General features: G+C 30.0%; 25 protein-coding genes, 1 tRNA gene and 5 pseudogenes. 17 read left to right on the top strand and 14 right to left on the bottom strand.

Going from position 1 to position 26,429, the window contains the following annotated elements:
- Positions 1-97 precede the first annotated feature (97 nt).
- From ACZ1HD_RS08130 to ACZ1HD_RS08120, 3 genes are all read left to right on the top strand, one after another.
- Positions 98-1,255: an FAD-dependent oxidoreductase gene (locus tag ACZ1HD_RS08130; RefSeq protein ID WP_472689153.1), complete on the top strand. Its 1,158-nt coding sequence runs from the start codon at positions 98-100 to the stop codon at positions 1,253-1,255.
- Complete coding sequence (locus tag ACZ1HD_RS08125) at positions 1,236-1,862, top strand: FAD-dependent oxidoreductase (protein WP_472689152.1); 627 nt, start codon at positions 1,236-1,238, stop codon at positions 1,860-1,862. Before ACZ1HD_RS08130 ends, ACZ1HD_RS08125 begins: the two co-directional genes overlap by 20 nt.
- A gap of 100 nt (positions 1,863-1,962) precedes the next feature.
- On the top strand, positions 1,963-2,184 hold the full coding sequence (locus ACZ1HD_RS08120; protein WP_472689151.1) for a hypothetical protein: 222 nt from the start codon (positions 1,963-1,965) through the stop codon (positions 2,182-2,184).
- On the opposite strand, the gene ACZ1HD_RS08115 is transcribed toward ACZ1HD_RS08120, so the two are convergent.
- Positions 2,181-2,798, bottom strand: coding sequence for a DEAD/DEAH box helicase (locus ACZ1HD_RS08115; protein WP_077809286.1), 618 nt, complete (start codon positions 2,796-2,798; stop codon positions 2,181-2,183). The genes ACZ1HD_RS08120 and ACZ1HD_RS08115 overlap by 4 nt on opposite strands.
- Positions 2,799-2,903: 105 nt before the next feature.
- Positions 2,904-4,889, bottom strand: coding sequence for a sensor histidine kinase (locus ACZ1HD_RS08110; protein WP_472689150.1), 1,986 nt, complete (start codon positions 4,887-4,889; stop codon positions 2,904-2,906).
- 254 nt (positions 4,890-5,143) lie between these two features.
- On the opposite strand from ACZ1HD_RS08110, the gene ACZ1HD_RS08105 reads away from it, so the two are divergent.
- The 5 genes from ACZ1HD_RS08105 to ACZ1HD_RS08085 all read left to right on the top strand — a co-directional run bounded on the left by ACZ1HD_RS08105 (position 5,144) and on the right by ACZ1HD_RS08085 (position 7,574).
- Positions 5,144-5,584, top strand: a complete 441-nt coding sequence (locus ACZ1HD_RS08105) for a 5'-nucleotidase C-terminal domain-containing protein (RefSeq protein ID WP_472689149.1) — start codon at positions 5,144-5,146, stop codon at positions 5,582-5,584.
- Positions 5,562-5,888: a 5'-nucleotidase C-terminal domain-containing protein gene (locus tag ACZ1HD_RS08100; RefSeq protein ID WP_472689148.1), complete on the top strand. Its 327-nt coding sequence runs from the start codon at positions 5,562-5,564 to the stop codon at positions 5,886-5,888. The genes ACZ1HD_RS08105 and ACZ1HD_RS08100 overlap by 23 nt, the downstream gene beginning before the upstream one ends.
- Positions 5,889-5,890: 2 nt before the next feature.
- Positions 5,891-6,805: a bifunctional metallophosphatase/5'-nucleotidase gene (locus ACZ1HD_RS08095; protein ID WP_472689147.1), complete on the top strand. Its 915-nt coding sequence runs from the start codon at positions 5,891-5,893 to the stop codon at positions 6,803-6,805.
- Between the two features lie 179 nt (positions 6,806-6,984).
- Positions 6,985-7,066 (top strand) — tRNA-Tyr (locus tag ACZ1HD_RS08090).
- A gap of 253 nt (positions 7,067-7,319) precedes the next feature.
- Complete coding sequence (locus ACZ1HD_RS08085; RefSeq protein ID WP_079738828.1) at positions 7,320-7,574, top strand: helix-turn-helix domain-containing protein; 255 nt, start codon at positions 7,320-7,322, stop codon at positions 7,572-7,574.
- A 140-nt stretch (positions 7,575-7,714) separates the two neighbouring features.
- Here ACZ1HD_RS08085 and ACZ1HD_RS08080 read toward each other — a convergent pair.
- The 4 genes and pseudogenes from ACZ1HD_RS08080 to ACZ1HD_RS08065 all read right to left on the bottom strand — a co-directional run.
- Positions 7,715-8,308: pseudogene (locus tag ACZ1HD_RS08080) on the bottom strand (DUF6266 family protein); the annotation flags it as partial.
- A 905-nt stretch (positions 8,309-9,213) separates the two neighbouring features.
- Entirely contained in the window at positions 9,214-9,861 is a 648-nt protein-coding gene (locus ACZ1HD_RS08075) for an SLATT domain-containing protein (protein ID WP_472689146.1), read from the bottom strand.
- Between the two features lie 6 nt (positions 9,862-9,867).
- Entirely contained in the window at positions 9,868-11,250 is a 1,383-nt protein-coding gene (locus ACZ1HD_RS08070) for an RNA-directed DNA polymerase (RefSeq protein ID WP_472689145.1), read from the bottom strand.
- The gene (locus ACZ1HD_RS08065; RefSeq protein ID WP_472689144.1) at positions 11,145-11,684 is read right to left on the bottom strand and encodes a hypothetical protein; all 540 of its coding nucleotides are present in this window, start codon (positions 11,682-11,684) and stop codon (positions 11,145-11,147) included. Before ACZ1HD_RS08065 ends, ACZ1HD_RS08070 begins: the two co-directional genes overlap by 106 nt.
- 355 nt (positions 11,685-12,039) lie before the next feature.
- Between ACZ1HD_RS08065 and ACZ1HD_RS08060 the strand changes: the two are divergent.
- Positions 12,040-13,009, top strand: a pseudogene (locus ACZ1HD_RS08060) (IS110 family RNA-guided transposase).
- 120 nt (positions 13,010-13,129) lie between these two features.
- Here the strand turns inward: ACZ1HD_RS08060 and ACZ1HD_RS08055 are convergent.
- Both ACZ1HD_RS08055 and ACZ1HD_RS08050 read right to left on the bottom strand, forming a co-directional pair.
- On the bottom strand, positions 13,130-13,543 hold the full coding sequence (locus ACZ1HD_RS08055; RefSeq protein ID WP_472689143.1) for a VOC family protein: 414 nt from the start codon (positions 13,541-13,543) through the stop codon (positions 13,130-13,132).
- Positions 13,544-13,735: 192 nt separating this feature from the next.
- Positions 13,736-14,476, bottom strand: coding sequence for an NAD(P)-dependent oxidoreductase (locus ACZ1HD_RS08050; RefSeq protein ID WP_472689142.1), 741 nt, complete (start codon positions 14,474-14,476; stop codon positions 13,736-13,738).
- 120 nt (positions 14,477-14,596) lie between these two features.
- On the opposite strand from ACZ1HD_RS08050, the gene ACZ1HD_RS08045 reads away from it, so the two are divergent.
- Both ACZ1HD_RS08045 and ACZ1HD_RS08040 read left to right on the top strand, forming a co-directional pair.
- Positions 14,597-14,848 carry an Lrp/AsnC family transcriptional regulator gene (locus tag ACZ1HD_RS08045; RefSeq protein ID WP_472689141.1) on the top strand — a complete coding sequence of 84 codons (252 nt, stop codon included), beginning with the start codon at positions 14,597-14,599 and terminating at the stop codon, positions 14,846-14,848.
- Positions 14,845-15,006: an Lrp/AsnC ligand binding domain-containing protein gene (locus ACZ1HD_RS08040; RefSeq protein ID WP_472689310.1), complete on the top strand. Its 162-nt coding sequence runs from the start codon at positions 14,845-14,847 to the stop codon at positions 15,004-15,006. The genes ACZ1HD_RS08045 and ACZ1HD_RS08040 overlap by 4 nt, the downstream gene beginning before the upstream one ends.
- A gap of 437 nt (positions 15,007-15,443) precedes the next feature.
- Here ACZ1HD_RS08040 and ACZ1HD_RS08035 read toward each other — a convergent pair whose 3' ends face one another.
- The 5 genes from ACZ1HD_RS08035 to ACZ1HD_RS08015 all read right to left on the bottom strand — a co-directional run bounded on the left by ACZ1HD_RS08035 (position 15,444) and on the right by ACZ1HD_RS08015 (position 18,688).
- A complete protein-coding gene (locus ACZ1HD_RS08035) occupies positions 15,444-15,941 on the bottom strand; it encodes a hypothetical protein (protein WP_472689140.1) in 498 nt (165 codons plus the stop codon).
- 145 nt (positions 15,942-16,086) lie between these two features.
- Complete coding sequence (locus ACZ1HD_RS08030; protein WP_472689139.1) at positions 16,087-16,323, bottom strand: hypothetical protein; 237 nt, start codon at positions 16,321-16,323, stop codon at positions 16,087-16,089.
- A 359-nt stretch (positions 16,324-16,682) separates the two neighbouring features.
- The gene (locus ACZ1HD_RS08025; RefSeq protein ID WP_472689138.1) at positions 16,683-17,165 is read right to left on the bottom strand and encodes a hypothetical protein; all 483 of its coding nucleotides are present in this window, start codon (positions 17,163-17,165) and stop codon (positions 16,683-16,685) included.
- A 678-nt stretch (positions 17,166-17,843) separates the two neighbouring features.
- The gene (locus ACZ1HD_RS08020; protein WP_472689137.1) at positions 17,844-18,329 is read right to left on the bottom strand and encodes a helix-turn-helix domain-containing protein; all 486 of its coding nucleotides are present in this window, start codon (positions 18,327-18,329) and stop codon (positions 17,844-17,846) included.
- Between the two features lie 2 nt (positions 18,330-18,331).
- Positions 18,332-18,688, bottom strand: a complete 357-nt coding sequence (locus ACZ1HD_RS08015; protein WP_472689136.1) for an AraC family ligand binding domain-containing protein — start codon at positions 18,686-18,688, stop codon at positions 18,332-18,334.
- Positions 18,689-18,853: 165 nt separating this feature from the next.
- Here ACZ1HD_RS08015 and ACZ1HD_RS08010 point away from each other — a divergent pair, with 165 nt between their 5' ends.
- From ACZ1HD_RS08010 to ACZ1HD_RS07995, 4 genes and pseudogenes are all read left to right on the top strand, one after another.
- On the top strand, positions 18,854-19,789 hold the full coding sequence (locus ACZ1HD_RS08010; RefSeq protein WP_472689135.1) for a dihydrodipicolinate synthase family protein: 936 nt from the start codon (positions 18,854-18,856) through the stop codon (positions 19,787-19,789).
- A 71-nt stretch (positions 19,790-19,860) separates the two neighbouring features.
- Positions 19,861-21,433 (top strand): annotated as a pseudogene (locus ACZ1HD_RS08005) (aldehyde dehydrogenase (NADP(+))).
- Between the two features lies 1 nt (position 21,434).
- A pseudogene (locus ACZ1HD_RS08000) lies at positions 21,435-22,446 on the top strand (4-hydroxyproline epimerase).
- 1 nt (position 22,447) lies between these two features.
- Positions 22,448-23,695, top strand: a pseudogene (locus ACZ1HD_RS07995) (NAD(P)/FAD-dependent oxidoreductase).
- Between the two features lie 768 nt (positions 23,696-24,463).
- Here ACZ1HD_RS07995 and ACZ1HD_RS07990 read toward each other — a convergent pair.
- Complete coding sequence (locus ACZ1HD_RS07990) at positions 24,464-25,072, bottom strand: RDD family protein (RefSeq protein ID WP_472689134.1); 609 nt, start codon at positions 25,070-25,072, stop codon at positions 24,464-24,466.
- A 795-nt stretch (positions 25,073-25,867) separates the two neighbouring features.
- Between ACZ1HD_RS07990 and ACZ1HD_RS07985 the strand changes: the two genes are divergently transcribed.
- Positions 25,868-25,966 carry a hypothetical protein gene (locus ACZ1HD_RS07985; protein ID WP_472689309.1) on the top strand — a complete coding sequence of 33 codons (99 nt, stop codon included), beginning with the start codon at positions 25,868-25,870 and terminating at the stop codon, positions 25,964-25,966.
- Positions 25,926-26,267 carry a stage II sporulation protein M gene (locus tag ACZ1HD_RS07980; RefSeq protein ID WP_472689133.1) on the top strand — a complete coding sequence of 114 codons (342 nt, stop codon included), beginning with the start codon at positions 25,926-25,928 and terminating at the stop codon, positions 26,265-26,267. Before ACZ1HD_RS07985 ends, ACZ1HD_RS07980 begins: the two co-directional genes overlap by 41 nt.
- Positions 26,268-26,429 lie beyond the last annotated feature (162 nt).

Below are 26,429 nucleotides of genomic sequence, written 5' to 3'. Positions count from 1 at the left end.
AAACCCTAATAACCGATTTTATAAACGGGTATTTATACGCTTAAGCAAAAATTGGATAATAAATAAGTTTGTATCACTTAAACTTTAATTTATAATTATGAGCTATTTACCTTTTAGACCCAATGCAAAATCTATCGATATTGATAACAAAAGAGAAAATTCTGTTAGAAATGCTTTTTCAGAATTTTTGATAGAAAACTATGGTAAAGATTATCAAAGTACAGTCGAAGAACATAGAAGTAGACACAAAGCAAATCATTTTAACGAACACATAAATTCTGAAAAAGCAGACAAACCACTAGTAGGAATTATTGGTGGCGGTTTTGCAGGGTTATATTCCGGATTGATACTACAGTCTTTAAATATAGAGTTTGAAATATTTGAAAGCTCAGAAAGAGTAGGTGGTAGAATAGATACTTGGTATTCTACAAAGTATGATGCAAAAGATACAAACAAAGCAGGATTATATGGTGAAGTAGGTGGTATGAGAATTCCACAATTTTCTAATGATATGCTACCGGTACAACAACTTGCATTGTCTGTAAATGCAGTTCTAAAAAGAAACGATTTAGAAGATACCATGTTAATTTGGAGAAAATTCTATTACAATTCTCCGGTACAAAGATTGCGCTATAACAACATGAAAAAACCAATTTTAGCGGAAGATTCTAATCTAAATGCTTTAAATTTTGGTGTAGATAAAGGCGGAGATATCCCAATGGTTTGGGTTACTAAAACAACGCTAGGTTCAGAATCTTTTTTACCAATTAATAAAATTTTAGATAAAGTGAATGAACCTTTTATCACGGCAATAAATCAATCTTTTTCAAAAGGATTTAAGAAATTGATGAAATTTGACAATTTTTCTATGTGGGCGTATCTTACCAATGTTTTTACACTTGGCGATTTAGGTGAATACTACAATCCTGCAATGGGAGAAAAAACAGCTCATTTACCTTACAATATTGCCAGTTATCTAGAAACCTTAAATGTTGGTACGGGCATGTATTCTGTATCTTTTGTAGAAATTATTTTGGCAAGTTATGATTGGGATGGTAGCAAAAACGCGTACGATGCCACAGATCAAAATATTTATATGATTACGATGGATAAAGGAATGCAACATTTTCCTGATGCTTGTAAAACTGTTTTAAATTTAGAGAAAGGTATTCTACCGGAAGACGGACAAAGAGCACAAGAATTAATTGGTATGAAACCTGGTTTAAATGGTAAAGTTGGGTACTCTCCGAGATAATTTAACAATAGCCGCAGCACCACCAAAAACAGTTCCGGCTGCAGATGCTTCTGCACCAGTACAAGGTTCAAAATCTAAAAAGAAAGAACGTGTGCATTTAGAACACAGAGTTACTCATATTAATTATGATGAAAACTTATACGAGGGTCATGGCGGAGTTAAAATGACCATTAGAAATCATGGTGAAACTAAAGAAAAACAGTATCCGTATGTAATTACAACATTGCCAAACGGAGCGTATTTAAACGGAGATTTAAAAGAAAATTTCTTTAATAATTTATCTTTTTCAAAAGCAAGAGCTATTAGAGAATGTAATTATATGCCGTCTTTTAAAGCTTTTATTACATTTAAAAAACAATTTTGGGCAACTTTAGGCGAAAGACAAGATAAAGGTTTGGGTGTTACAGTGTCAGATAAATCGAACAGACAAATTGTATATCCTTCTTATGGCTATGATGCAGAAGGTGGTGTTTTACAAATTTACTGTTGGGCACAAGATGCCGAAAGAATAGGTGCCCTTTCTGATGAAGAAAGAGTGAACGAATGTTTAAAAGGAATTCAGTATTTGTATCCAAGTAGATATTTACGAACATTTTGCAGGTTATAAACCGGAGGAAACTACCAAAACTTGGTTTTGGGATAATCATGCCAATGGTGGTGCTTTTGCACTTTTTAAACCGGGCCAATTTAAAAGTTTATATCCAACCTTGTTAACGCCAGAATTTAATGGTTCTTTACATTTTGCAGGAGAATGTTGTTCTGTTCACCATGGATGGATTGTTGGTGCTTTAGATTCTGCATACAACGCAGTGTTAAGCATTTTAAAACAAGCTGGTGCGCACGATAAAATTAAGCAAATGGAAACTACCTGGGGAACCTTATCAGCACCCGATGTGGCCTTAACCAAAATGAGCAAACAATTGGTTTAAACAGATATTTTTTTAGAATACTCCATAAAATTAGCTTCAAAACGTTTTAATGTAGCATCTAATTTTTCAGCATAAATTACAAACTGACATTTATGAATGCTTTGTGTAATAGAAATTATATCTGTGTATGGGGATTTTTGAGATAAAAAAGAAGCATCATCAACACTTAAAATTTTTACTTGTGTTGTGTTTAATCCTTCTAGTAATAATAATTTATTTACAATTTTAGGTGTTGAAATAAGAATGTCTATTCCTTCAAAAATTTCAGATTTTAAAAGGTCTATATGTTCTTTTTCATCACCAAAATAAACTCTTAAGCTTGTATGTCTTGTATATAATAAAAAAGCATTGTACAGTTCTTGTGCTTTTTCGTTGTCTTCTACTAAAACAATAGCTCTTGGTGCATCACCTTCTTCTTCACACTTTAATTTATGTAAAGTTGTAAGTATTAATGTTGTTGATTTACCACTGTTTTCTGAAGCTGTACAATATAAATTTGCGCCACTTTTAATGGCAGGAATTGCTACTTTTTGAAATTCTGTTGGTACAGAAATTTCGAAAGAAGTTAATTTTTCTTTTAAGTGATTGTGTAATTTTTTAAAAGGCTTTTCCATTTAAAATACTATTTAGAATACAGTTATATAAAGTAAGGGCAAATATACAACTTAATTCATGTTTGCTATCTATTAAATACCTTAGTTATCAATCGATGTTGTATTTTATATTTTCCAAGTAAAACTGATGGTTAGCCCTTTCCCTTTATCAGAATCTATGGTAATTTCTCCTTTATTCTGAGTAATAATCTTTTTCACAATAGCCAAACCAATTCCTGTACTTTCTACATCTTCATTAATTTTTAATTGACTAAAGATTTTAAAGATTTTATCGTGGTATTTTTCTTCAATTCCGGGTCCATTATCAGTAACACTAAACAAATACCCTTCTGTTATTTCTTTAACATCAATCTTTATGATTGCCTTTTCTTTGTCGTTGTGCTTAATTGAGTTGCTAATTAAATTTTGAAAAACATGACTTAGTTCTGTTTCATTTGCATAAATATCTACATCTTTTTCAGGTAAAAGGATGCTACTTTTATGCTGATTATCAACAACACTAGATACCTTGTTTAATAGTTGATGTATGCTAAAAAAGGCTTTTACTTTATTGCCTTTTGCGGCTTTAGAATACGCCAATAAACCATTGATTAAAGATTCCATTTTAGAAACAACATCTTTTAAAAGTTTTAAATGATACTTGGTATTATCATCTAAATTGTCTTTTAAATCTTCTTCTATAAAAGAAGCCAAAGAGTACACCGAAACTAACGGAGATTTTAAATCGTGAGAAACAATATGATTAAAATCGTCTAACTCTGTATTGTAATTTTCTAAAAGCAGTAAATTTTCTTCTAACTTTAAGTTGGCTTGCGATAATTTTTCTGATTGCAACGAAATTTCCTTTTTTTGTTTAAGAGCCAATTCTTTAGAAATTTCTAACTGTTTAAAAGAAATCGAAAAACGATTCATTAAAAGCATAGACAATAATAAAAAAGCAACAACATAACCAAAGTTTACAAAAATTATGGCAAAATCATTTTCATCAATAAAGAAAAATATATGAATGATAAAAATTGCAGATCCTAATAACATGCTTATCAAAAGTAGTATCGATTCAGATTTTTTTATAAAAATAACTTTAATAATTATAAACGCTACATACGTTAGATTTAAAAGCATTAAAACTAAAAATGGCATTAAGAGATATGTAAAGTAGGGTGCCGGTAAAATGATTGCCAAACTTGTAAGCGTCCAAAAGCTAATTTTTATAATTTTAGCGTAAATAGCATGCCTAAATTTTTTAAAAATATCATTAAAAAACAAACTTGCAGCAGAACCGCCTAAAAATAAAGCAACGTATTCTATTCTAGTTAACAATAGCCAGTTAGCATTTTCAAAAAGGTGTGTAAACGGTGCATAACGATCACTTAAAGCCATGTAAGACAAAGCAATACACATTATTGCAAAATGCAACACCGCTTGGTCTTTGCTCCAATACCAAAGGTAAAAAAACAAGAAAAAGACTCCTATAAAACCAAGGCAACCAATAAAAATCATATCGGCAACTATACGTTTCGTTTTCTTATCAAATAATTGTTTTGTAGGTGCAATAACTAAAGGTTCTGTAATACCACCTTTAGAGTGATAAAAGTTAGCAACTTGCAAAACGATTTCGAAAGTAGACTCGTTTGTATTTAAAGCTATTATTTGCGAAAATCTTCGATGTAAGGTTTCTATTCTATTGGAACCCACAGTACCTATCTCTGAAATAAATTCTCCATTAATCCAAAGTTTTGAAGCAGCGTAAATTTTAGGAATGTATAATGACGATGCAACTCGATCACTAGGTATGGTCACCGTTTTTGTATAGGTTGCAAAACCCAAAGAAGGCAAACTTTTTTGGTTGTTTAAAGTAAAATTTGTCCAATTTTGTAGAGAAACCTGCTTGTAAATTGTAGCAGATTTAACACTTTCCGGTGTTAAAAGTTGATTCCAATAAAAGTTCCAATCGGTATCTAAAACAATCTTATCATTTGCTCTTAAACTGCTAGAATCCTTAGCAATATCAATGTTCTTATTTACTTTTTGAAAACCATAAAGATTTATAAACGTACTTAAAAATATAAAAAGAAAGCTTACTAACTTCAATTGTAAAATGTTTGTTAAGATTGCAAAATACAATAAAGATTTTGTTTACTTTTTAAATAATTTAACTTTCTAAAGCCTAAGCGCATCAAACTTCACATTTACATACTATTAGCAATTTAAAGTGTTCAATTTGTATTATCTATGTTTTAAAAGAAAGCATTCTTATTTTTTAACATAAACATTTTGATAATTGTATTCTACATATTGATTAAAAAGTATAATTTTAGATTTTTAAAATAACCAACACTACTTACATGAAATTTATCCATTTTTTATGTCTATTTCTGTTATTTACAGCTTGTAAAAAGACAGAAGTACACCTTACTAAAATTACTGCAAAAAATATTGCGATTGATAGTACCCTAGAATCATCAGCAACAATTGATAGTATCATTGCACCTTATACTAGAAAAATGATTGGTGAAATGGAAAAAGTATTAAGTTATGCGCCTTATAATTTTACCAAAAAAAGCGAAAATAGACAAAGCAATTTGGGGAATTTAATGGCAGATATGTGTTTTGAAATGGCAAATGCGATGTTTAAAGATAAAACAAACGCAGCAATTGATTTTTCTATGTTTAACAGTGGTGGTTTGCGTGCAAATATTTCTATGGGAGACGTAACACAAGAAGACGCTTTTAATTTAATGCCTTTCGAAAATGAGTTGGTTGTTGTGCAACTATCTCGGTGCTAAAATAGAAGCGTTGGTAAGCTATTTTATAGCTTCTAAAAGTGCACATCCTTTGTCTAAACAAGTTGCATTAAACATCCGTAAAGATGGTTATCAATTAAAAATTAAAGGACAAAGTTTTGATAAAAACAAAACCTATCATGTCTTAACATCAGACTATTTACAAGGTGGTGGCGATAGCATGAACTTCTTTAAAAATCCTATAAAACTTACAAAGTTAGATTATAAGGTTAGAGATGCCATCATCCATTACTTTCAACAAACAGATACCATAAAAGCCGCAATAGATAACCGTGTAACTTTATAATTATGAAAAGAAGAAATTTTATAAAACAATTAGGTGGCGCTGCAGCTTTATCTATGGTAGATGGTTTGGTTTTACCAACACTTGCTACGAACCATAAGCGTCATATTACTATTTTACATACCAACGATACACATAGTCATATAGAACCTTTTGATGCAGATCATAGCAGAAACCCAAATAGAGGTGGAGTGGCAAGAAGAGCTACATTGATAGAAAAAATTAGAAAGGAAAACAACAACACGTTATTATTAGATGCTGGTGATATTTTTCAAGGAACACCGTATTTTAATTATTTTGGTGGCGAGCTTGAGTTTAAGCTAATGAGCATGTTAAAATATGATGTTGCAACCATTGGTAATCATGATTTTGACAATTCTATAGAGGGTTTATACAAACAATTGCCCAATGCTAAATTCGATTTTGTCTCTGCGAATTACGATTTTAAAAATACCGTTTTAGATACGCATGTAAAACCTTATAAAATTATTGTAAAAGATGGTATTAAAATAGGAATCTTTGGTTTAGGTATTGAGCTTGAAGGATTGGTAGGCAAAAAAATGTATAAAGAAACAGGGTATTTAGATCCGGTAGAAATTTCTCAGGATATTACTAAAAAGCTTAAAAATGAAGAAAACTGCGATTTAATTATCTGTTTATCTCATTTAGGGTATTACTATAAAAATAATCCGAATAAAATTTCTGATCTAAACCTTGCGAAAGCAACCAAAGACATCGATTTAATTATTGGCGGACATACACATACCTTTTTACCGAAACCCACACTGGTAAAAAACCTAGACGATAAAAATATATTGGTAAATCAGGTTGGTGCTTATGGTATCAATTTGGGTCGTATTGATTTTTATTTTGACGAAAACAACAATAAATCTGCAAACGGCACCACAATTTTAGTTTAAAAAATTCTTAAACTGCTTTATGTATTTATAAATGAAAAATTAAGTTGAAAAAATTATAAAAATTTTAGGTCGTTTATAAAAACTTTGTATATTCGCACACCTTAAGAAAACAAGGTTGTTTTTTTACAATAATGGCTACTTTAAAACTAGCTGTATATCGTATTAAAATAACACAAAAAGGGGAGATACTCAAGCGGCCAACGAGGACGGACTGTAACTCCGTTGACTATGTCTTCGCAGGTTCGAATCCTGCTCTCCCCACAACTTGTTTTTCACTTCAAAACACCCCAAAAATCAATCAATTCTTTAGATACTATTTGTACGCTGCTATTTTACCAAATTGTATACAATTTTTAGCGGATATGCTATCTCTAGTATTTGCATAATTGTAGGTAGCTTTTAACTTTGTACACAACCCCGTATTTATACCTATAAAACAAGACTAAAAAAAATTAAGTATATTTAGGCTAACGTACTCTATGTCAAAAGAGTAGGTTACTAAGAAAAAGTACTTATGAAAAAAGAAAAAAAACAACAACCTGCGGTACAAAACAAGCATCTAGCGTATGATGCACATTTGTTAGAAAATGAAGTATGGCTAACTACAGAGCAAGCCATGGCGCATTTAAATGTTAGCCGCAGCACCATGTATCGTTTACGCAAACAGCACAACATACCTAGTTTTAAATTAGGTCATAGTCCTATGTATCCAAAACATTTGTTAAATAAATTGTTTATTAACAAGGCATTGGGCAATGTAAAAATGTAAATAGATTTTATACATAATTTGTAGGTTGTTTATAAAAAACACCTAATTTTTAAGAACACAAAAAAGTGTTTGTACACAACTAGCTACTCGTTGTGTGCAAACACCTTATACACATGTTTTAAATTTTAACCTACAGGATGTTACAGCACCGTAACTGCCCCCATATACGTGCTTATCGCAGCAAAGTTGGTTGATGGTTTGCTAAAAGAGGCCCAAATTTCTACATTAAAAGTTGCCATAAAATTGGGTAATGTTACACTGGCTGTGGTAGCGCTTCTATCTGCTACAGTTGTGTTGGTATAAAACAAATTTAGATCGGGTGCATATACCACTACCATTAAAGTATCGGTAGCGGTTGCTTTGCCTTGGCCGCTATTGTCTTGCCAACTAAAATTTAGGGTTTGGTTTGCTGCAGCTGCCACAGTACCGCCATCAATTCCTCTTAAATCGCCTTTACTTATCAATACTTTTGGGTAATCCATTACGGCACCTTGTGGTGTATTTATTACTGCGTTTTTAAGATGGTAAGAGGTTGCCAAATTGGCTCGCGATTTATCGCCTTGCGCACTGCCAAAATAACTATTTAAAATTTCTACAATCGGACTTAAAAACCCAATTACAGTTTTAAACTTTTGGCGTTGTTCTGTTTGTTTTTCTGTTGCTGTATAATTACCACGCTGTGGTAAACTACGCATTACATTTTTACCCCTCCATCTAGAGCCTACTACGTTACCTACTTTTCCGAGAAAATCCGCCTAAGATGCCTTTTTCAAATGTTGCCATACTTCTTTTTTTTATGATTAATAGAAACCAAACATACAGACTAAAGCACACGAAAACAAGTACTTGACACCTGCTGACACGTATTGACACAAATTGACGTTTTGTAAACGCTTTTGAAACTTTATGACCAAAATTGACCTATTAAGACACGTTATGACACATCTTGATACTTACTGACACAGATATGTAATTTTTATAGTGGTTTATTCGAGTTTGATTCGGGGTTTGTTCGGGTGCGGGTAGGGGTTATTTTTAAAAAATGGACTTTTTACGGAGAAATCTACTAGCAAACTGGTATCAGGCTGCTAACAATTGGTTTAGAAATGCGGGGTGTCGTTTGTATTTTAAGATACCAAACTCTTGGTAAGACGATTTTATAAAAACAAATTTAAAGGTATGTCGAAACGATTTTATTACGCAAGACCCTGTTATCATTTCATACTATTAGGATGCGATAATTAAGGTGTTTTTTAATTTTCTGTAATTTCTTTACTGATTTTAGGAATTAACAAAGCCCAAATCGGAATATTTAAAAAGAAAAAAGGAATACTATTAAAACTTGTATTTGATTTTATACTTGAAAAAATAAAACTGCCTAAAATTACACCAGTTAAAAGCAACCCTAAAGCTATTATTAAAATTGCTTTTCTTGTAAATGCTAATTTTCCAATAAAAATCTGTTTTATATTTTTTTTAGGTTAACGCAATTAAAGGTAACAATTATGTATGTGTTTGCATAGTGTTTTAAGCTACTAAATTAGTAAATAATTACGGACAAAGAAAGTCCGCAAGGACTTTCGTAAGTAGGCTAGAACTAGTAATTAATTTTATACGGTGTTGTAAAACGTTTTTATTATTAGGTAGTTGTCAAATCTACGCTGTTGTATTTATTTAAAATTAATATTGTTAAAATTAATATAATAGGTAAAAGATAAATAGCTAGATAATAAACTAAATTATTAAAATATAAATAGGTGTTTTTAATCCACCAGTTTTTACTCGAAGAATAATTTTTAAGGTTATTATTAACCCTATGTAGTTCAAAATCTATTGGGTCGTGATTATCATATAATCCTATTATGATATCATACTTTTCAGTTATTTTTTTAATACCACTAGTCTTTTCATAGTCAGATTTAGATTCTTTGATTATTTCTAGTTCTTTAAAAAGTTTTGCTAATGATTTTGAACAGTTATGGAATTTTTCTGCTTTTAAATTATACTCCATAGAGTTTTCAATTAAAACAAATACTAACAATAATATAGAAACACAAATGGATAGAAAGTTAACTGTCACAAGTGTTTCGGAATTCTCGATTACTTTAAATGGTTCTAATAGTTTTAAAATTATTACATAAACCGAAAGTAAACTTAAAGTATATGATGACATAATCTTTTTCTTTTTCAGTCTATGATAGGCATTAAATCTAGCAGATTTAGTTTTCCAAATTCTATCATACAATTCTTCAAATGCATCTCCTTTCTGTTCTCTAAGTTTTTTCATTATTGTTTATTTTATATTGTATTGAAGTTCAAGCCATTTTCTATAATATGAATCATCAATGTGGTATTTGATTTTCGCAGATATGTCTTTATCATTTCTATAAGGTTCGCTATTTAAGAAAGAACACAAAACTAAGAATTTTTGTAATGGATAAGTCTTATATTTCTTTTCAGGAAACAAGTATAATTTGACTTTGCTTTCTATTATATCTAATTTTTTTAAATTAATTAAATTGTTAGCAGTTGAAACTACCTGTTGTTCTGCTGTAGAAATTTGACTTTCTAAAAACTTTCTAACTTTGTCCTCTTTGTAAAGAAATAGCCTGCCCATTATTGAGGTAACTTGTCTTCTAAGGAAAGGGTGTGAATTCCAAATACCTTTATAATCGAATATAAATTTATATAAATCTTCCGGGTGGTCATACTTTGTTCGAACCCATAAAAGGCAATAAAAGTCAAAAATTTGTTTTCTAGTCATACTAAATGATTTTATTTTTTTTATTGCTTTATCAATAAAATCATTTCCTTCATTTGTTAATGGTATATTCCAATCGGTTATAAGTTTACAAATATTAAATAATGAGATATCATCGTGTAATTTTAATTCGTCAAAAATTTTCAGAACAACTTCTGCTGTTCTTTTATCAAAACCAAGTGTAGCTAGATGGAATAACAAATTTGACCTTATACCTGGGTTTTCGTTGAAAAGAGTGGGTACGTCTTTAAGGATTCGTTTAGAATTGATTTTACTAAAAGCTGTTATATATCTCTTTGTTATTTTTTCAAAATATTTCGCACTTTGGTTTATTTTAAGATGCTTTTGAAATCTTTTTATTAACTCACTACTAATAGTTTTAATACCGTGTTGTAAATGGTAGTCAAAATCAATTGAATCTAGGTATTTATTCTCGTCAATTAAGAAATTAAACTCAGCCTCTTCTGCTGTGTAAATATTTGTTTTCTTTAAATTTAATGCAAGACCTCTGCTCTTTAACACATCAGAAGATGAACTTAAAATATTAACTGCTTCTTCTCTGCTGTCTACTGCAATTACTACATCATCCATCCATCTTGTAAAACTGTCATTCGATTTCATTTTGATGATTTCATCAAACTCAAAAAGAAACGAATGAGCCATTAGTCTAATGCCTTCTAGATTTGATGTTGGAAGTCCACGACCAGTGTAAGGTAGGTAATCAGGTAACCAAGAATTCCTTTCAATTATTCCAAATAAGATATCCAATAAGGCTTCATTGTTTTTTATATAACCTGTTATTAATTTTCTTAATTCTGGAATGAATATAGAATCATAATAATTAGATAAATCTGTAACAACAATAAGTTCTTTTTGTTCACTAAACTTAAATATTTTTTTTGCATTTTTTTCCACAACTCTCTCCAGTCAAATCCATATTCGTCAATTTCGTGCGGTTTCTTGACATAATGCTTGTCTCTAGAGTAATAAGAGTTTTCAGATGGTTGATTTGATATAATCTCCTGACTAATTTTGTCAGTGATAATTTGTAAGATAAGTGCATCAGAAGGTTGAGGGATAATTAAATGTCGGCAAATACCAAGTTTTTTTTCTACTCTGTAAATTAATGGTTTTGAACTAGAATAATTTCCGGATAAAATATCGTTTCTTAAAAGAAGAGCTCTGGAATTTATATTGTAATTAAAGTCATAGTAGTCATATATATCTAAAATATCAACTGTCCTAAGTTGATTTCGTACTACTTTTCTCCAAATGTTAGTAATATTTATTTTAGTAAAAACTTTATCTAATTCTTCTTTTCTTAGTTGATGAAATCTATCTGTTAGCATAAAGTTTGGTCAAATGTTTTACAACGTTGTTGTATATGGTTTGTTGCGTGTTTCAAGCAACTAATTTAGTAAATAATTACCAATCAAGAAAGTCCGCGAGGACTTTCGCAAGTAGGCAAGAAGCCAGCAATAAATTATATACGGCTTAAGTTTGTCTTTTAATAAATTTGATATCTAATCAGAAAGAATAAAAGAGAGAATTAAGGTTAATATATACGGTGAAGCTTTCGACTTCGACAACATTGGTAATCCTCTCTCTTTTCTACTATAAACCACGTTCAGTTCTGTGAGACCTAGATCTCGTTTTCAAGTTGTTGTGAGTCATGGTAGGTTATTCTTTCATAAATCAGTTCTTATGAATAAATATAAGGAAATTTTTGGAGTTGACATTAGCAAAGATGTGTTTGATGTTTATGGAAGTACAAGTGGTCATAATCAATTTAAAAATGATGCCTCTGGATTTAATTTTTTTCTAAAAAATCTTCCTAAAAACTCATTAGTAATTATGGAAGCCACAGGTTATTATCATTACAGGTTAGCTCAATTTTTATACAAGCAAAGTGTTATTGTCTCTGTTGTAAATCCATTATCAATAAAGCGTTTTATTCAAATGAAATTGGCAAAAGTTAAAACAGATAAAAGTGATGCCAAAGCAATTTGTGATTATGGAATGATAAATGAAGTTCCATTATACAATGCTCTTACAGATGTTCAAAGTGAATGTTTACAGCTCTTTAGGTGGTTAGATAGTTTAATAAAAAAACGAACAGCTACCAAGAATAAAATTCATGGAGAAGAAGTGTTAGGGGTTCCATCAAAATGGGTCTATCGCTCTTTAATTCGTGTTAAAAAACATTTAGAAAGAGAGATTAAAGGCATAGAAGAAAAGTTACTTACTTTAGTAAAGCAAGAACAACAAGCTCAATTAACACTTTTAACCAGTATTCCAGGAATAGGATTAAAGACAGCATTATTTTTAATCGTTGTGACAGGTGGTTTTGAAAAGTTTGAAACAGCGGCTCAACTTTGTAGTTATGTAGGAATCACACCAACAATAAGAGAGTCCGGAAGTAGTGTGAGGGGTAGAGCAAGAATTAGTAAGGTGGGTAATAGAAAGCTACGCAATCTTTTGTTTTTGTGTTCATTTACAGCTTGTAAGCATAATAAAGGTTGTAGAGAAATTTATGAGCGAATTGTAAACAAAGGTAAGAGTAAGAAATTAGCTTTAATTGCGGTTTCTAATAAGTTGTTAAAACAGAGTTTTGCAATTGCCAAATGCTGGATTAGCATATGATGAAACTTATGTTTCTGTATTGTCTAAATAAATAAGTTTAAAAAAATAAAGCTCAAAATACCAAGTAAAAGCATTTTGAGTCTAAAATAATATTGAATAGATTTAACGAAGAAAATAGTTGTTTTTTAGCTCAGTTCTTTGTTAGCAAATGTTATTTAAAAATATCGTTATTATTCTCATAACTTTTAAATTCCAAAGGATTGTTGCTAAAGTCTAAAATAAACATAGTTTGTTGCTCTCCTTTTTTACCTTCATATCTTTTTTGAGGTTTAAGAATAAAATCTACGTTGTTGTTTTCTAATCTGTTTTTTATATTATTAAAAGTAGTTTTATTTACAATGCAACCAAAATGAGGAATAGGAACTTTAAGATTATCTACTTTTCCACAATAATCTAACTCAGGAATATTATCTGATATATGAGCGGAAAGTTGATGGCCAAAAAAATTGAAATCAACCCAATTTTCTGTCTGTCTACCTAACTCACATTCTAGTATTGTATGATAGAATTTAATTGTACTTTCAATGTCTTTTACTTTAAATGCGAAATGAAATTTGCTGTCCATAATGTTAATATCCTTTTTTTAATGATACAATATTGATAAGTTCTTCATTATTTAAAAAACGATTGTAATTCTCTATAATTTGATTAGTGGCAGTTTTTACATTAGTTAAACTTGCCACATGTGGAGTTATTTGAATTTTTGGATGATTCCAAAACAGATGTTCCTTTGGTAAAGGTTCTTCTTTAAAAACATCTAAAAACGCTCCGAAAGTAAGGAATTATCTAGTTGATTAATTAAATCTTCCTCTATTAAATGTTCTCCTCTACCAACATTAATAACAAAAGAATTTTTGGGTAATTCTTGAAATGTACTTTTATTTAATATTCCTTTTGTTTTGTCAGTTAAGGGCAAAAGGTTTATTAAAAAATCAGAATTATTTAAAAATATATTAAATTCATTTTCTTTGTGATAACTATTAACATTCGGAATTTGTTTAGACGAATTACTCCAACCTTTAACATTAAAACCAATTTGACCAAATTTTTCAGCCACATAACTACCAATTTGTCCTAAACCTAAAATAGAAACAGATGTATTACTAATTGATTTATAATCATGCTGTTGCCATGTTTTACTTGATTTTTGTGCTAAATAAGTTCTCGTGTTTTTTAATTCAGACAAAACAATTGCGATTAAAAACTCCCACATATCATTTGATAATTTCTTATCAATAATACGTGTAATTATACTGTCTGTATTTATAGTTTGTGAGTTCGTAATATGCTCTATAGAAGCTCCTATCGATTGAATAATCTTGATGTTTGGAAATTGTTTGAAAACATTTTTTTTAGGTTTCCAACAGATCACAAAATCTACAGATTCATTGTTTTTTACATTTGGATATACTTCAATTGTTGTATTCGGCAATTTTTCTATTAAAGCCTTTTTCCAAGGTTCAACATTTTTATTCTCAAAGATTAATAAGATACTCATACTTTCTAAATTTTAATACAAAGGTAAATTCTATTTAAGAAAGTGTAAAATTGATTAATTAGATATTTTTTATATTTACAGTTGAAAAAAGGTTTTTAATTTTAAATTAAAGTTGATTCAATGGTAGGTGATTTAGATAAGCAGTTACTTGATATTTTAAAGGATAATTCACGATTGTCTTTTGCTGATTTAGGGAGGAAAATAAATTTATCTCCATCGGCAGTTAGAGAAAGAATTCAAAAGTTAGAAGAGTTTGAGGTTATTCAAAAATATACTATACAATTAAATAATAAAAAGCTTGGAAATGATTTAGAAGCTTTTATTTTGCTGAAAGTTTTTCCTGGTCAACTTAAACATATTCTAAAAAAATAAACAATTTTCAAGAAATACAAGAAGCTCATAGAATAACGGGAAGTCAAAATATACACTTAAAAGTTGTAGTTAAAAATCAATTGAATTTACAGAAATTATTAGATGAATTAATGATTTTTAGTGATACAAATACATTCTTAATTTTGTCTAAGGTTTAGTTCTAATATTTGCTAACTCGTTATATAATATCAAATATATTGCATTTAGATGTTATTTACTTGTATAACAGCACTTTTTTATTTGTTAAAAATAAAATATCTTTTCGTTATCAAATACAAACAGCATTTTTTTTGGCAATATCATCAACTGAATAATGCTAAAGTCTTAAGAAAGTTAATTCTACTTAATAGTTTATTAAAGTTCTTTTGAAAATAGGTTCTTCTTTTAAATTTGTGGTAATAATTTTTATGTATATGAAAGGTTACCTGTTTGTATGTAGAGTAATTATAAGTAGGGGAGAACGGAATTGTGTATGGCTCGTTGAGGAAAATCAGCTATGATTTTCCGCCGTAACCGAAAGATAGCAAATTGCAATGAATTCCGATTAGGAATTCAGTCGCAATGAGCTATACACATTGTTGTAGCTTGTTATTTTTTAATATTCGTTAATTATCACTTTATCTCCATTAGCATCTGAATCAATTTCATAGGCGTAAGATTCAGTTGTCCATCCTAAATCAGTCGTGTACATTACAAAAAGTCTATTCTCATCGATTTTGAATTCTTTCCACTCAAGTATGGACTTTTCATCAAAATTACAAGGCCAAGATAAAACTGGGAAAAAGTATGAATCTTCGTTTAGCCAATATTTTAAATGAATGAATTTAATTTTCTCAAAAGCTTGGTCTGAACTAATTCTTTCATCATTATACTGTTTGTTTATTTCAAGTTTTTCTTTGTGAAATTTTTTTATCAATTCAATATTTTGTTCATCTTGAATTGGGATTGTATGATTTTTAGGTTCAATTATCGAAATTTCATTTCCGTCTTTGAATATTTTGATATCTAAAAGAGAATAATATATAATTGCATTGTCTTGACGTTTCGAGTCGAAACCATTTGAATTTAAGTTATAGCTAAAAAGGGATAACAAGTTTGAATTGAATTCAGTAGTAGATTTAAATTTATCTTTTTGATATTTTTTTGGTAGCGTCTTTCTAAATGAATTTACTTTACTATTAAGTTTTTCATTAATTGAAGGGTTTTTGTCCGACCATAAAAAGGTTTTATCGTCTAGATTAAATGTTCCTAATATCTCTCGGTTTTACAATAACTTCGAATCCATTTTCCTCAACAATATATTTTACTTCTCCTTTAGTTTGGTCAAATAAATATTCATTTGTTGGTTGCATCTGCCAAACTATTCTTTGATACATATTTCTTAAATTCATATCAGAGTTAGATTCTAAAAACTTGGCTTCCAAGTTCGATTGACCTTTAGAAAAGAATGAAAACATAATTAATATGATTGTCAAGTTTGATTTATGCATTTCGTTTAATTAGCTACGACTCGTTATATAAAATCAAATATATTGCATTTAGATTTTATTTATTTGTATGGCAGTACTTTTTTATTTGTAAAAATAAAATATCTTTTAGTTATCAAATACAAACAACATTTGTTTTTTGGCAATATCATCAACTAAATAATGCTGAAGTCTTAAGAAAGTTATTTCTACTTAATAATTTATTAAAGTTCTGTTGATGTTAGGTTTTTTTCAGGATGGGTCAAGCTTGTTGCCAACGGTTAGCGTATAAGTAGTAAGCGTATAAATATACAATAATTTTCAGTTTGGCACTTACCCTTATTACTTATACACGGTGTTGCCAATAGTTAATTTTCGCTTCTATTTATTTCAATTTCAACATTCAGATTATCTCTTGATAGAGTTACAGAGTTTGGTTTTTCATCTGTTATATTGAATTTTAAGAAATTTGGATAGTCAATAATTTTAAATAATCCATTTTTTAAATAAATCAATTCACTGTCTTTTTGTCCTTTAAAATGTTGAAAAAAAGGCGATTCCACATAAATACGGTTATTTCTTTCTATTATTTTGGTTGGTAATCCTTGTCCATAAAGAAAGTCATTATAATTTCCTATCAGACTGACTTTTAGTTCATTGGGTATTTGCTGCGTTTCTTCTTTTGTTAACTCTTTCTTCCAATTCATAAGAGATAAAAGCTTTCTTCGAGTTTGGTCGATAACTGGAAAACGATTTGGTTTTTCTCCATTGGCAAGAAAAACAAAACCATTACCGTCTGTTGTAGTAGCAAAAATATCACCACCAACACCAGTATTAGAACCATTGCACATAAACCAGTCGTAATTATCAAAACCAAAAGACCTTTGCCATCCATAACTCCAACCTCCAACTGCATCTAATTATAGATCATATCGGCAGTAATAAATCTTTTAGATAAATACTAATCAAATTAATTTGAATGTCATCTTTTTGATTTTTTACAAGTTTTAGTGCTTTTTTCATTTCGTTATTATAACATTAAGCTGAACCAAAATAAATAACTTTTCCTTTAGGATTTAAACATTTTTTTCCAAAAGATTTAATGTGTTTGTTTAAAATTTTTAATCAGAGAATTTAGATTTTAAACATTCTCATTGTCTAATGTTTTCTAAAAATTGCTATAAATAAAAACAAAAACTTCATAATCGTAATTGCTCTTAAAACAATCATAAACGAAACCTAAAACACTAATATCTATAAATATTCGTAAATAGCCATAAAATGGTTATAAGTAAATTATTATGTATTTGTTCTATAATATTCTGCGTTATGTAACTTTGCTTTGGTGAAAAGCGAAGTTCTTTAACCCAATTTTCTTGGTTTTTTTCTTTCTAAAAGTTTCTTTAAAAATGAAATGGAATACGCTTTGCTCGAAGCGACGATAGGAGTGAAATGGTAATGTGTATGGAATGGGTTAAGATTGTATACTTAAAGATTTATTTCACAAACTAAACTTATTATAGGTTACATTAAAGGTTAGTTTTCCTAAATACATTTGGAGATATACCTTTTTTCATTTTAAATTGTCTGTTAAAATTAGAGATATTGTTAAATCCCGATTTAAAAGCAATTTCATTAATAGATAGATCCGTGTTAGTATTTAATAATTTACAAGCATTTTCAATTCGTAATTCAGTCAAAAAGCTAATGTACGTCTTGTTCGTTCGTTTTTTAAAATATTTACAAAACGCATTTTTTGTCATATTTGCAACTTTAGAAATGTCATCTAAAGATATTTTCTGACGCGCATTTTCTATTGTATAATCAAATACATTTCGCATTCTTTTTCCTTCTAAATCAGAGTATTTTTTATTGTAAACAAAAGTTGATAATGGTTCTGAATTTGAAATAGTAACCGTTTTTAAAATTTCTAAAAACAAAATAAATCGATTTAATTTTGATGCTTCTTTTAACTGTTTAAAAGCCTTAATAATTACTTTTTTATTAGTTTCCACCTTTAAACCTTGTAGCGATTTAGAAAAAAATGACTGACTTCAGAAAGCTCTTTCAACTTAAAAAAAGAATCGCCAAAAGAAGATTCAGTAAAAAACAAACTCATCATTTTAGAGGTTTCATGTGTGTTTTTATCACTTTTAAAAGCGTGAGATAAATTGCTTCCAATTACAATAATATCATTATCACTATAGCTATAAATGCTATCACCAATTAATAGAGTTCCTTTGCCTTTTTCAATAAGGCTAATCTGTATTTCGTCATGTTGATGTAACTTATCATAAAAAACTACCTCAATATCTTCTTGATAAATCAAGGAGTTGTTCTCTGGTTTTGGTATTTTAAAGGGTAGAACTTTCATTTAAAAATTTCATTTATTAACAATATTATGTAAATAATATGCTTTTTTGCGAATTATTGTGTAAAAAAGAATAATATAGTATCAAATGTGATTAATTTATCATTATTTAAGTATCTGTTAACTCTTTAATTTTGATAACATTAAAAATAGAATTATGAATGTACATTGGAATGGGGTAATGCCAGCAGTTTTTACATGGTTGAAAGAGTCAAAATCGGCTCACTTGAAATTGACTTTGATGCAACACAAAAACAGGCCGCAGGTATTTTAAAAGTTCCAGGAAAAGGAGGAAGCAGAATGAGCGGACTTGTAGGTTCGGAACTCGCGGGTGAGAATAGCTATCTGAGCAACAAGCAGCGTCTTTCTTTACTTAAATCACTTTCTGAGGTTGCTGAAGAATACAATGTTCCGTTGATTAGCGGAGCAACAGCAGAAACTAAGGAAGAACTTGCCAAAATCATTGAAGGACTTGCAACTGTTGGCGTTGATACAGTCATGGTGATGCCACCAAAAACTAAGGAGATTCCTTCTGAAAAAGAAATGTATGAGTACTATGCACTTTCTGAAGCAACTGCAAAAGATGTAGGTGTAACAATTATGCCTTATAACAATCCTGATGCAGCCGGTTATCATTCGCTCTCTACAGACCTTCTTAAAAGACTTTCGGTTCTTTCTATGGTAACTGCTCTTAAAATATCGACTATAGATGTTTCAATTATTGAAACCTTGTTGTTAGAGAACAAAGATTTAAAAATTTTGGCAGGAGTAGACACCGTTACTGTATATGCAGGACTCGCTGGTGCAAGTGGAGGGATTACAGGTGTAGGTACAATTTTTCCAAAAGCAAGTGTTACTATGCAAGAGTGTGTTTTAAATGGAGAATGGGCTGAGGCAAACAAAATTTCCCAGGCTTTAAATTCATTATCATATCCGGATGCTCAGCCGCTGCTTATGGAATATCTTAAGCTTGCTATGGGAATTCATCATAATGATGTTGCTGGAGGGCTTCGTACTTTTGGTAAGAAATTAACTCAACAGCAAATTTATGATGTCCGTGCAAGATATATTACGGCAAAAGAAAGACTTGAAATTCGGACTTAATAGGTTAAGATTTTTTAAACATTCAAAAAAAGTAGCTTACTATCCAATAAAATTGAAAAAAATACATAAAAATGATTACAGGAAAAAACTACATAGGTAACCAATTATCTGCCATCGGAAATAAAACATATACTACTTTCAATCCAGAATTGAATGAAGAAAATACAACTGTTTTTACAAAAGCAACTTCAGACGAAATAAATGAAGCTGTAGCATTATCTTCAGAAGCATTTAAGGAATTTAGAAAAGTTTCGGAGAAAGAAAAGCAGCATTTCTAAACGCAATTGCAGACGAAATTTTAACCTTGGATGATTTATTAATTCAAACATATTGTTTAGAAACAGGTTTGCCGAAGGAAGAGCAAAAGGAGAAAGAGCTAGAACTATTGGGCAGTTAAGAAGTTTTGCAAATCTAGTAGCAGAAGGTTCTTGGGTAGAAGCAACTATAGATACAGCTCAACCAAATAGAGAACCAATGCCAAAATCTGATATCAGAAAAATGTTAATTCCTTTAGGTCCAGTTGTGGTTTTTGGAGCAAGTAATTTTCCTTTGGCGTATTCTACTGCTGGGGGAGATACAGCTGCAGCTTTAGCATCAGGTTGTCCTGTAATTGTAAAATCGCATCCAATGCATGCAGGAACTGGAGAATTAGTAGCTTCAGCAATTATAAAAGCTGCTGAAAAAACAGGAATGCCAAATGGTGTTTTTTCTAATTTAAATTCTAGCGGAATTGACGTTGGGCAACAATTAGTGGCACACCCAAAAGTAAAAGCAGTTGGTTTTACAGGAAGCATAAAAGGAGGAAGAGCCTTATTAGATTTAGCTTCAAAAAGAGCAGAGCCAATTCCTGTTTTTGCAGAAATGGGAAGTATAAATCCGGTTATAATTTTACCAAAAGCATTAGAAAATAGACAAGCAGACATTGCTAAAACGTATGCAAGTTCTATCACTTTAGGGACTGGTCAATTTTGTACAAATCCTGGATTATTATTAGGTATTAAAAGCGACGCTTTAACAAGCTTTATAAATAATGTATCGGAAGAAATTACTAAAATTAATCCGTCATGTATGTTGCATCCAAATATCAAAAAAGGATATATCAATAATAAAGAAAAGGTAATTTCTCAAGCAAATATTTCTGTTACAGCTAATTATACATCAGAAATAAAAAACAATTATGCAGAACAGGCAATTGTTAGTGTTACAGGAAAAGATTTTTTAGAAAACCCAATATTACATTTAGAGGTTTTTGGCCCATTTTCTATGGTTGTTCAATGTGAAAATGAAGTTGAATTAGAATCAATAATATCAAAAATAGAAGGACAATTAACAGGAACTGTAATTTCTGATGATAATGAAGTTTCTGAATATTCAGAAATAATTGCTGCATTACAAAATAGAGTAGGACGTATTATTTTTAATGGAGTTCCAACAGGTGTAGAGGTTTGCGAATCTATGGTTCATGGAGGTCCTTATCCTGCATCTACAGATAGTAGGTTTTCTGCTGTAGGAATTACTTCAATAAAACGTTGGGTAAGACCATTCAGTTATCAAGATTGGCCTAATAATTTGTTGCCAAAAGAATTACAAGATGACAATCCGTTATCAATTTTTAGAATCAAAGACGGAATTAGATCAAAGTAAAATGGGTAAGCATATTTTTGTTTGTATTGATGCTCATACTTGTGGAAACCCAGTAAGAGTTGTAAAAAGTGGAGGTCCAATTTTAGTTGGAAATTCCATGAGTGAAAAACGACTTCATTTTTTAAAAGAATTCGATTGGATAAGAAAAGGTTTAATGTTTGAACCTCGTGGTCATGATATGATGAGTGGTAGCATCTTGTATCCACCACATAATCTAGAAAATGACTTTGCTATTTTATTTATTGAAACTTCAGGTTGTTTGCCTATGTGTGGTCATGGAACCATTGGTACTATTACAATTGCAATTGAAGAAGGTCTAATACAACCCAAAATTCCAGGAAAAATAAAAATGGAAGCGCCTGCAGGTTTAGTAGAAATTGAATATCAACAGACAAATAAAAAAGTAGATTGGGTAAAATTAACCAATGTTAAAAGTTATTTAGCGGAAGAAAATTTAACGGTACATTGCCCAGAATTAGGTGAAATTACTTTTGATGTTTCTTATGGTGGGAATTATTATGCCATAGTAGATCCGCAGAAAAATTTTAGCGGGATTCAAGATTTTACAGCTTCAAAAATTATTCAATATTCGCAAGTTGTTAGAGATAGAATTAATGTAAAATTTCCTAATTTGTTTGTGCATCCGAGAGAATGAATCTATAAAAGATGTAACGCATATGTTGTGGACAGGAAAACCAATTGATGAAAAATCTGATGGTAGAAATGCAGTTTTTTATGGTGATAAAGCTATAGATAGAAGCCCTTGTGGAACAGGAACTTCAGCAAGATTAGCGCAATTATTTGCCAAAGGAAAATTAAAAGTTGGTGATGAATTTATTCATGAAAGTTTTATAGGAAGTAAATTTGTTGGTTGTGTAGAAAAAGAAACTACTTTAGATGGCAAAAGAGCAATAATACCTAGTGTAAAAGGTTGGTCAAAAGTTTTTGGACACAATACAATTACTATAGATACTGAAGATGACCCTTATGCTTTAGGCTTTCAAGTGATTTAATATGAATAAAAACGTCATCATCATTGGAGGAGGAATAATAGGTTTATGTACAGCTTATTATCTTTTAGAAGAAGGTAATCAAGTATCAATAATTGATAAATCTAATTTGTCACATGGTGCATCTTATGTTAATGCAGGTTATATAACACCTAGTCATTTTATTCCGTTAGCTGCTCCAGGGATGATTAATAAAGGGATTAAATGGATGTTTAATTCCAGTAGTCCTTTTTACATAAAACCGCGTTTAAATTCAGATTTTTTAAAATGGGCTTGGGCGTTTAAAAAATCGGCTACTACGTCAAAAGTAGAAAAAGCAATTCCAGTTATTAAAGCTATTAATATTTTAAGTAGAGATTTATATGAAGATATTAAAGCTTCTAACGCGTTTAGTTTTCATTATGAACGTAAAGGTTTGTTAATGTGCTATAAATCGGATAAAGTTGGTGAAGAAGAGTGGAAAATTGGTCAACGTGGAATTGAAGAAGGTTTAGGTGTAAAAAAATTAACTAAAGAAGAAGTTAATGTTACGGAGCCAAATGCAAACCTGAATATTAAAGGTGCCATTTATTTTGATTCGGATGCTCATATGACTCCAACAGATTTTATGCCAGAAATGGTAAAGTATTTAAAGACAAAAGGAGCTGTTTTTTTACCAATGAAGATGTAAAAGATATTGAATTAATAAACGGAACAATTTCAAAAATAATAACAAATAAACAAGAATTAAAAGCTGATGAAGTTGTTTTATCTGCAGGAAGTTGGAGCCCTTTATTGACTAAAAAACTAGGATTACAAATTCCTATACAAGCAGGAAAAGGATACAGAATTAATGTAAACAGAGAAACAGGAATTACAATTCCTGCAATATTATGCGAAGCAAAAGTAGCAGTTACACCAATGGACGGATTTACACGTTTTGCAGGCACGATGGAAATCGCAGGAATCAATCATAACATTAATCCAATTAGAATACAAACTATTGCCAATGCTGCAAAGAATTATTATACTGATCTGAATATTTCTAAAGAAGAAAAAGAAGCCGCAGATTGCGGTTTAAGACCTTGTTCTCCGGATGGTTTACCATATATAGGCAAATCTTCTAAGTGCACTAATTTAACAATTGCAGCAGGACATGCAATGATGGGTTGGAGTTTAGGACCAGCAACAGGTAAACTAGTTTCTGAAATAATTTCAGAAAAAAAACCTAGTTTAGATTTAAATTCTTTTAATCCGAGATAGAAAATTTTAAGAACCAATGTTTTTTTTCAGATGAAGCGTTGGCAAAATGGCCTCAGAAAACTTTGGTTAAAACAATAGGTGAATGAGCGTTAAGCGCTTTAGAGAGTTAGACAAAGTATTATAGATAATTACAATATGTAATGCTCGTGCTAAATGCAACGTAATACTGACAAAGACTTTCTAAAGTGTAGCAAGCAACCCGTAAATTGTTTCCAAAAGTTTATGCAGCCTTGATTTTTTGTTTCTTTTTGTATCAAGACAAAAAGATAGGCAAACACTTAAAAGTTTAAATAAAAGCACAATTAGAACAAGTGTATAGAAATTTTAGAGCGTGGTATGAGCCGAGAAAAATTTTATACTCTTGTGGCAAGCTTACGAGAATGTCGTAGAAAAAAATCTTGCAGGATTTTCCTCGAATACGAGAATTATAATTAAGAGCAAAAGGTTTAGCTTTTTTTGGTGTGGCCAAGCGTTAAGTAAATTGAGTTAAAAAATAAATGCCATAAAGCATTTAATTTTTTAAAAACAATAAGCGGTTGGGTGCGGCAATTTTACATAATGTCGAATTATAGCTATCAAATAAATCGAGAAGTTAAATATCCGTAATTTCTTTTAACATAATTGTTGACGATATGATTCTAAAGAAGTCATATCTACAATTATGTATAAATAGCCTGAAAAACGGCTATACAGAAATCACTGTATATTTGTTATATAATTTATATTATGTTAAATAGAATATTTAAAACCATACTTCTATTTCTATAAAAAATAATAATTACATGTTCTGAGTGTAAAAATTATAATCTTTTAAAACAACAGAAATAAACTCTCTATCACTTTTATGAATAGATTTAATCTGCGTAACTTCAATAATCTTACTACGTAATTTTATTAAAGTTTTATAATCATTAAATTTAATAGCAGTCTTAAATGTATTTTTAATTATTCGTGCATCATTATCAGACAATTTAATCACGTTCGGATATGTTGGTACGTATTTATCAGCTAATTCTTCTAAAATGGTTTCAGAAAACTTTACTTCATCTTTTAAATAAATAACAACGGTGTTTGCAATGATATCGCCAAATCGTTGATTATTGGGTGTAAATAATATCAACAATAATCCTACTAACTTCCCTACAACAAATGTCAATCCTAAAAGAAAATCAGAATCATCAATGGTAATAGATTGTATATACACCGCTAAAAGTATAAACAAATTAAAATCTACTATTCGTAAAAACCAACGCATTGTATAATCAGAAACCGAAGGTTTAAATCCATCTACATTTATTACTTTAACATGTAAAAGCTTCTTCCCTAATGTTTGTCCGTCCATTAAAATTTCTGAATATAATGTGTAAAAAGTAACCGGAATTAACACTAAAATTCCGACGGCTTGTACCGTCCAAGTATCGCCGAGAAAATGTTTCTTCTACCGCTTGAAAATCAAACACATAATACACAATGTAGATGTAAGCAAACTTAAGAATATTGTCAAATAAAAACGCTAATAAGCGCTGCCCAACGTTGGCTACCGTAAAATTTATATTTATATTTTGTGCGGTTTTTATTTGGAGTGTTTTCATGCAATGGTTAAATTCGCTCTTAATGAGAGAGGTCGCTTTTATAAAGCAAAATAAAGAAAAATGGCTCGAATTTGAACAAGTTATTTCAAATAAAACGAAAAAAAGTCCGGATGACATTGCCAACTTGCATATAAAAATCATGAATGATTTGGTATATGCGCAGACGTATTACCCAAAAAGTAAGGTTACTTCGTACTTAAACAAATTAGCTAAAAGCAGTTTCGACAAAGTTTATCATTCTAAAAGAAGAGATCAGAATATATTTTTATATTTCTTTTTTGATAAAGTGCCACTTCTCTCCTATCAATACAGGAAATTCTTTTATTTATCATTTGCTTTTTTCTTTGTGTGCTTTTTTATCGGTTTACTTTCTACTTTTAATGATGATAGTTTTGCTAGACAAGTTTTAAGTGACGAATACATAGATCAAACACTAGAAAATATAGAAAGTGGTGATGCTATGGCGATTTACAAAGGCGGTAGTAATTGGGGTACTTTTATTGGTATTTATAATAACAACCAAAGAGTTGGTCTAAATATGTTTCTTTCTCGGATTGTTTCTAGGAATTGGAACCGGTTATTATGTTGTGATGAACGGAATAATGGTTGCTGTATTTCAGGCATTCTTTTACCAACAAAATAGTTTTTTTGATAGTATTAAAGGAATGCTGGATTCATGGTACTTATGAAATCTTCGGAATGATTATCGAAGCTGCAACAGGTTATATTATTGGTGCAAGCATTTTGTTTCCTGGAACATTAAAAAGATTCGAATCTTTTAAAAAAGGCGTAAGAAATGCTTTTTACATCTTTTTAAGTACCATACCATTTACAATTATGGCTGCTTTTTTAGAAGGTTACGTTACAAGATATTCTAATATTATGCCAACCTTTTTCTGCTTTGCAATCATTCTATTTTGCTTAGCAACCATTAGTTATTACTATTTAATTTTGCCTTTTAAAGTGGCTAGAAAACATCAATTAAGATAATGAAAAAAGTTATTTTATTATTGATGATTTTTACAAGCTTAATTGCCAAAGCGCAAGAAAAAAGCTTGATAGTATTGTAAAGTACAAAGACACAACCAAATACATTAAAAGTATTGAATACAGTACCTTAAGAACTTTTTCTGATAGTTTACATACAAAATA

Source organism: Polaribacter sp. HA6-7 (genome assembly GCF_055693625.1).
Note: the sequence above shows the minus strand (reverse complement) of the source record. Positions and strands in the feature narration are given on the sequence as shown.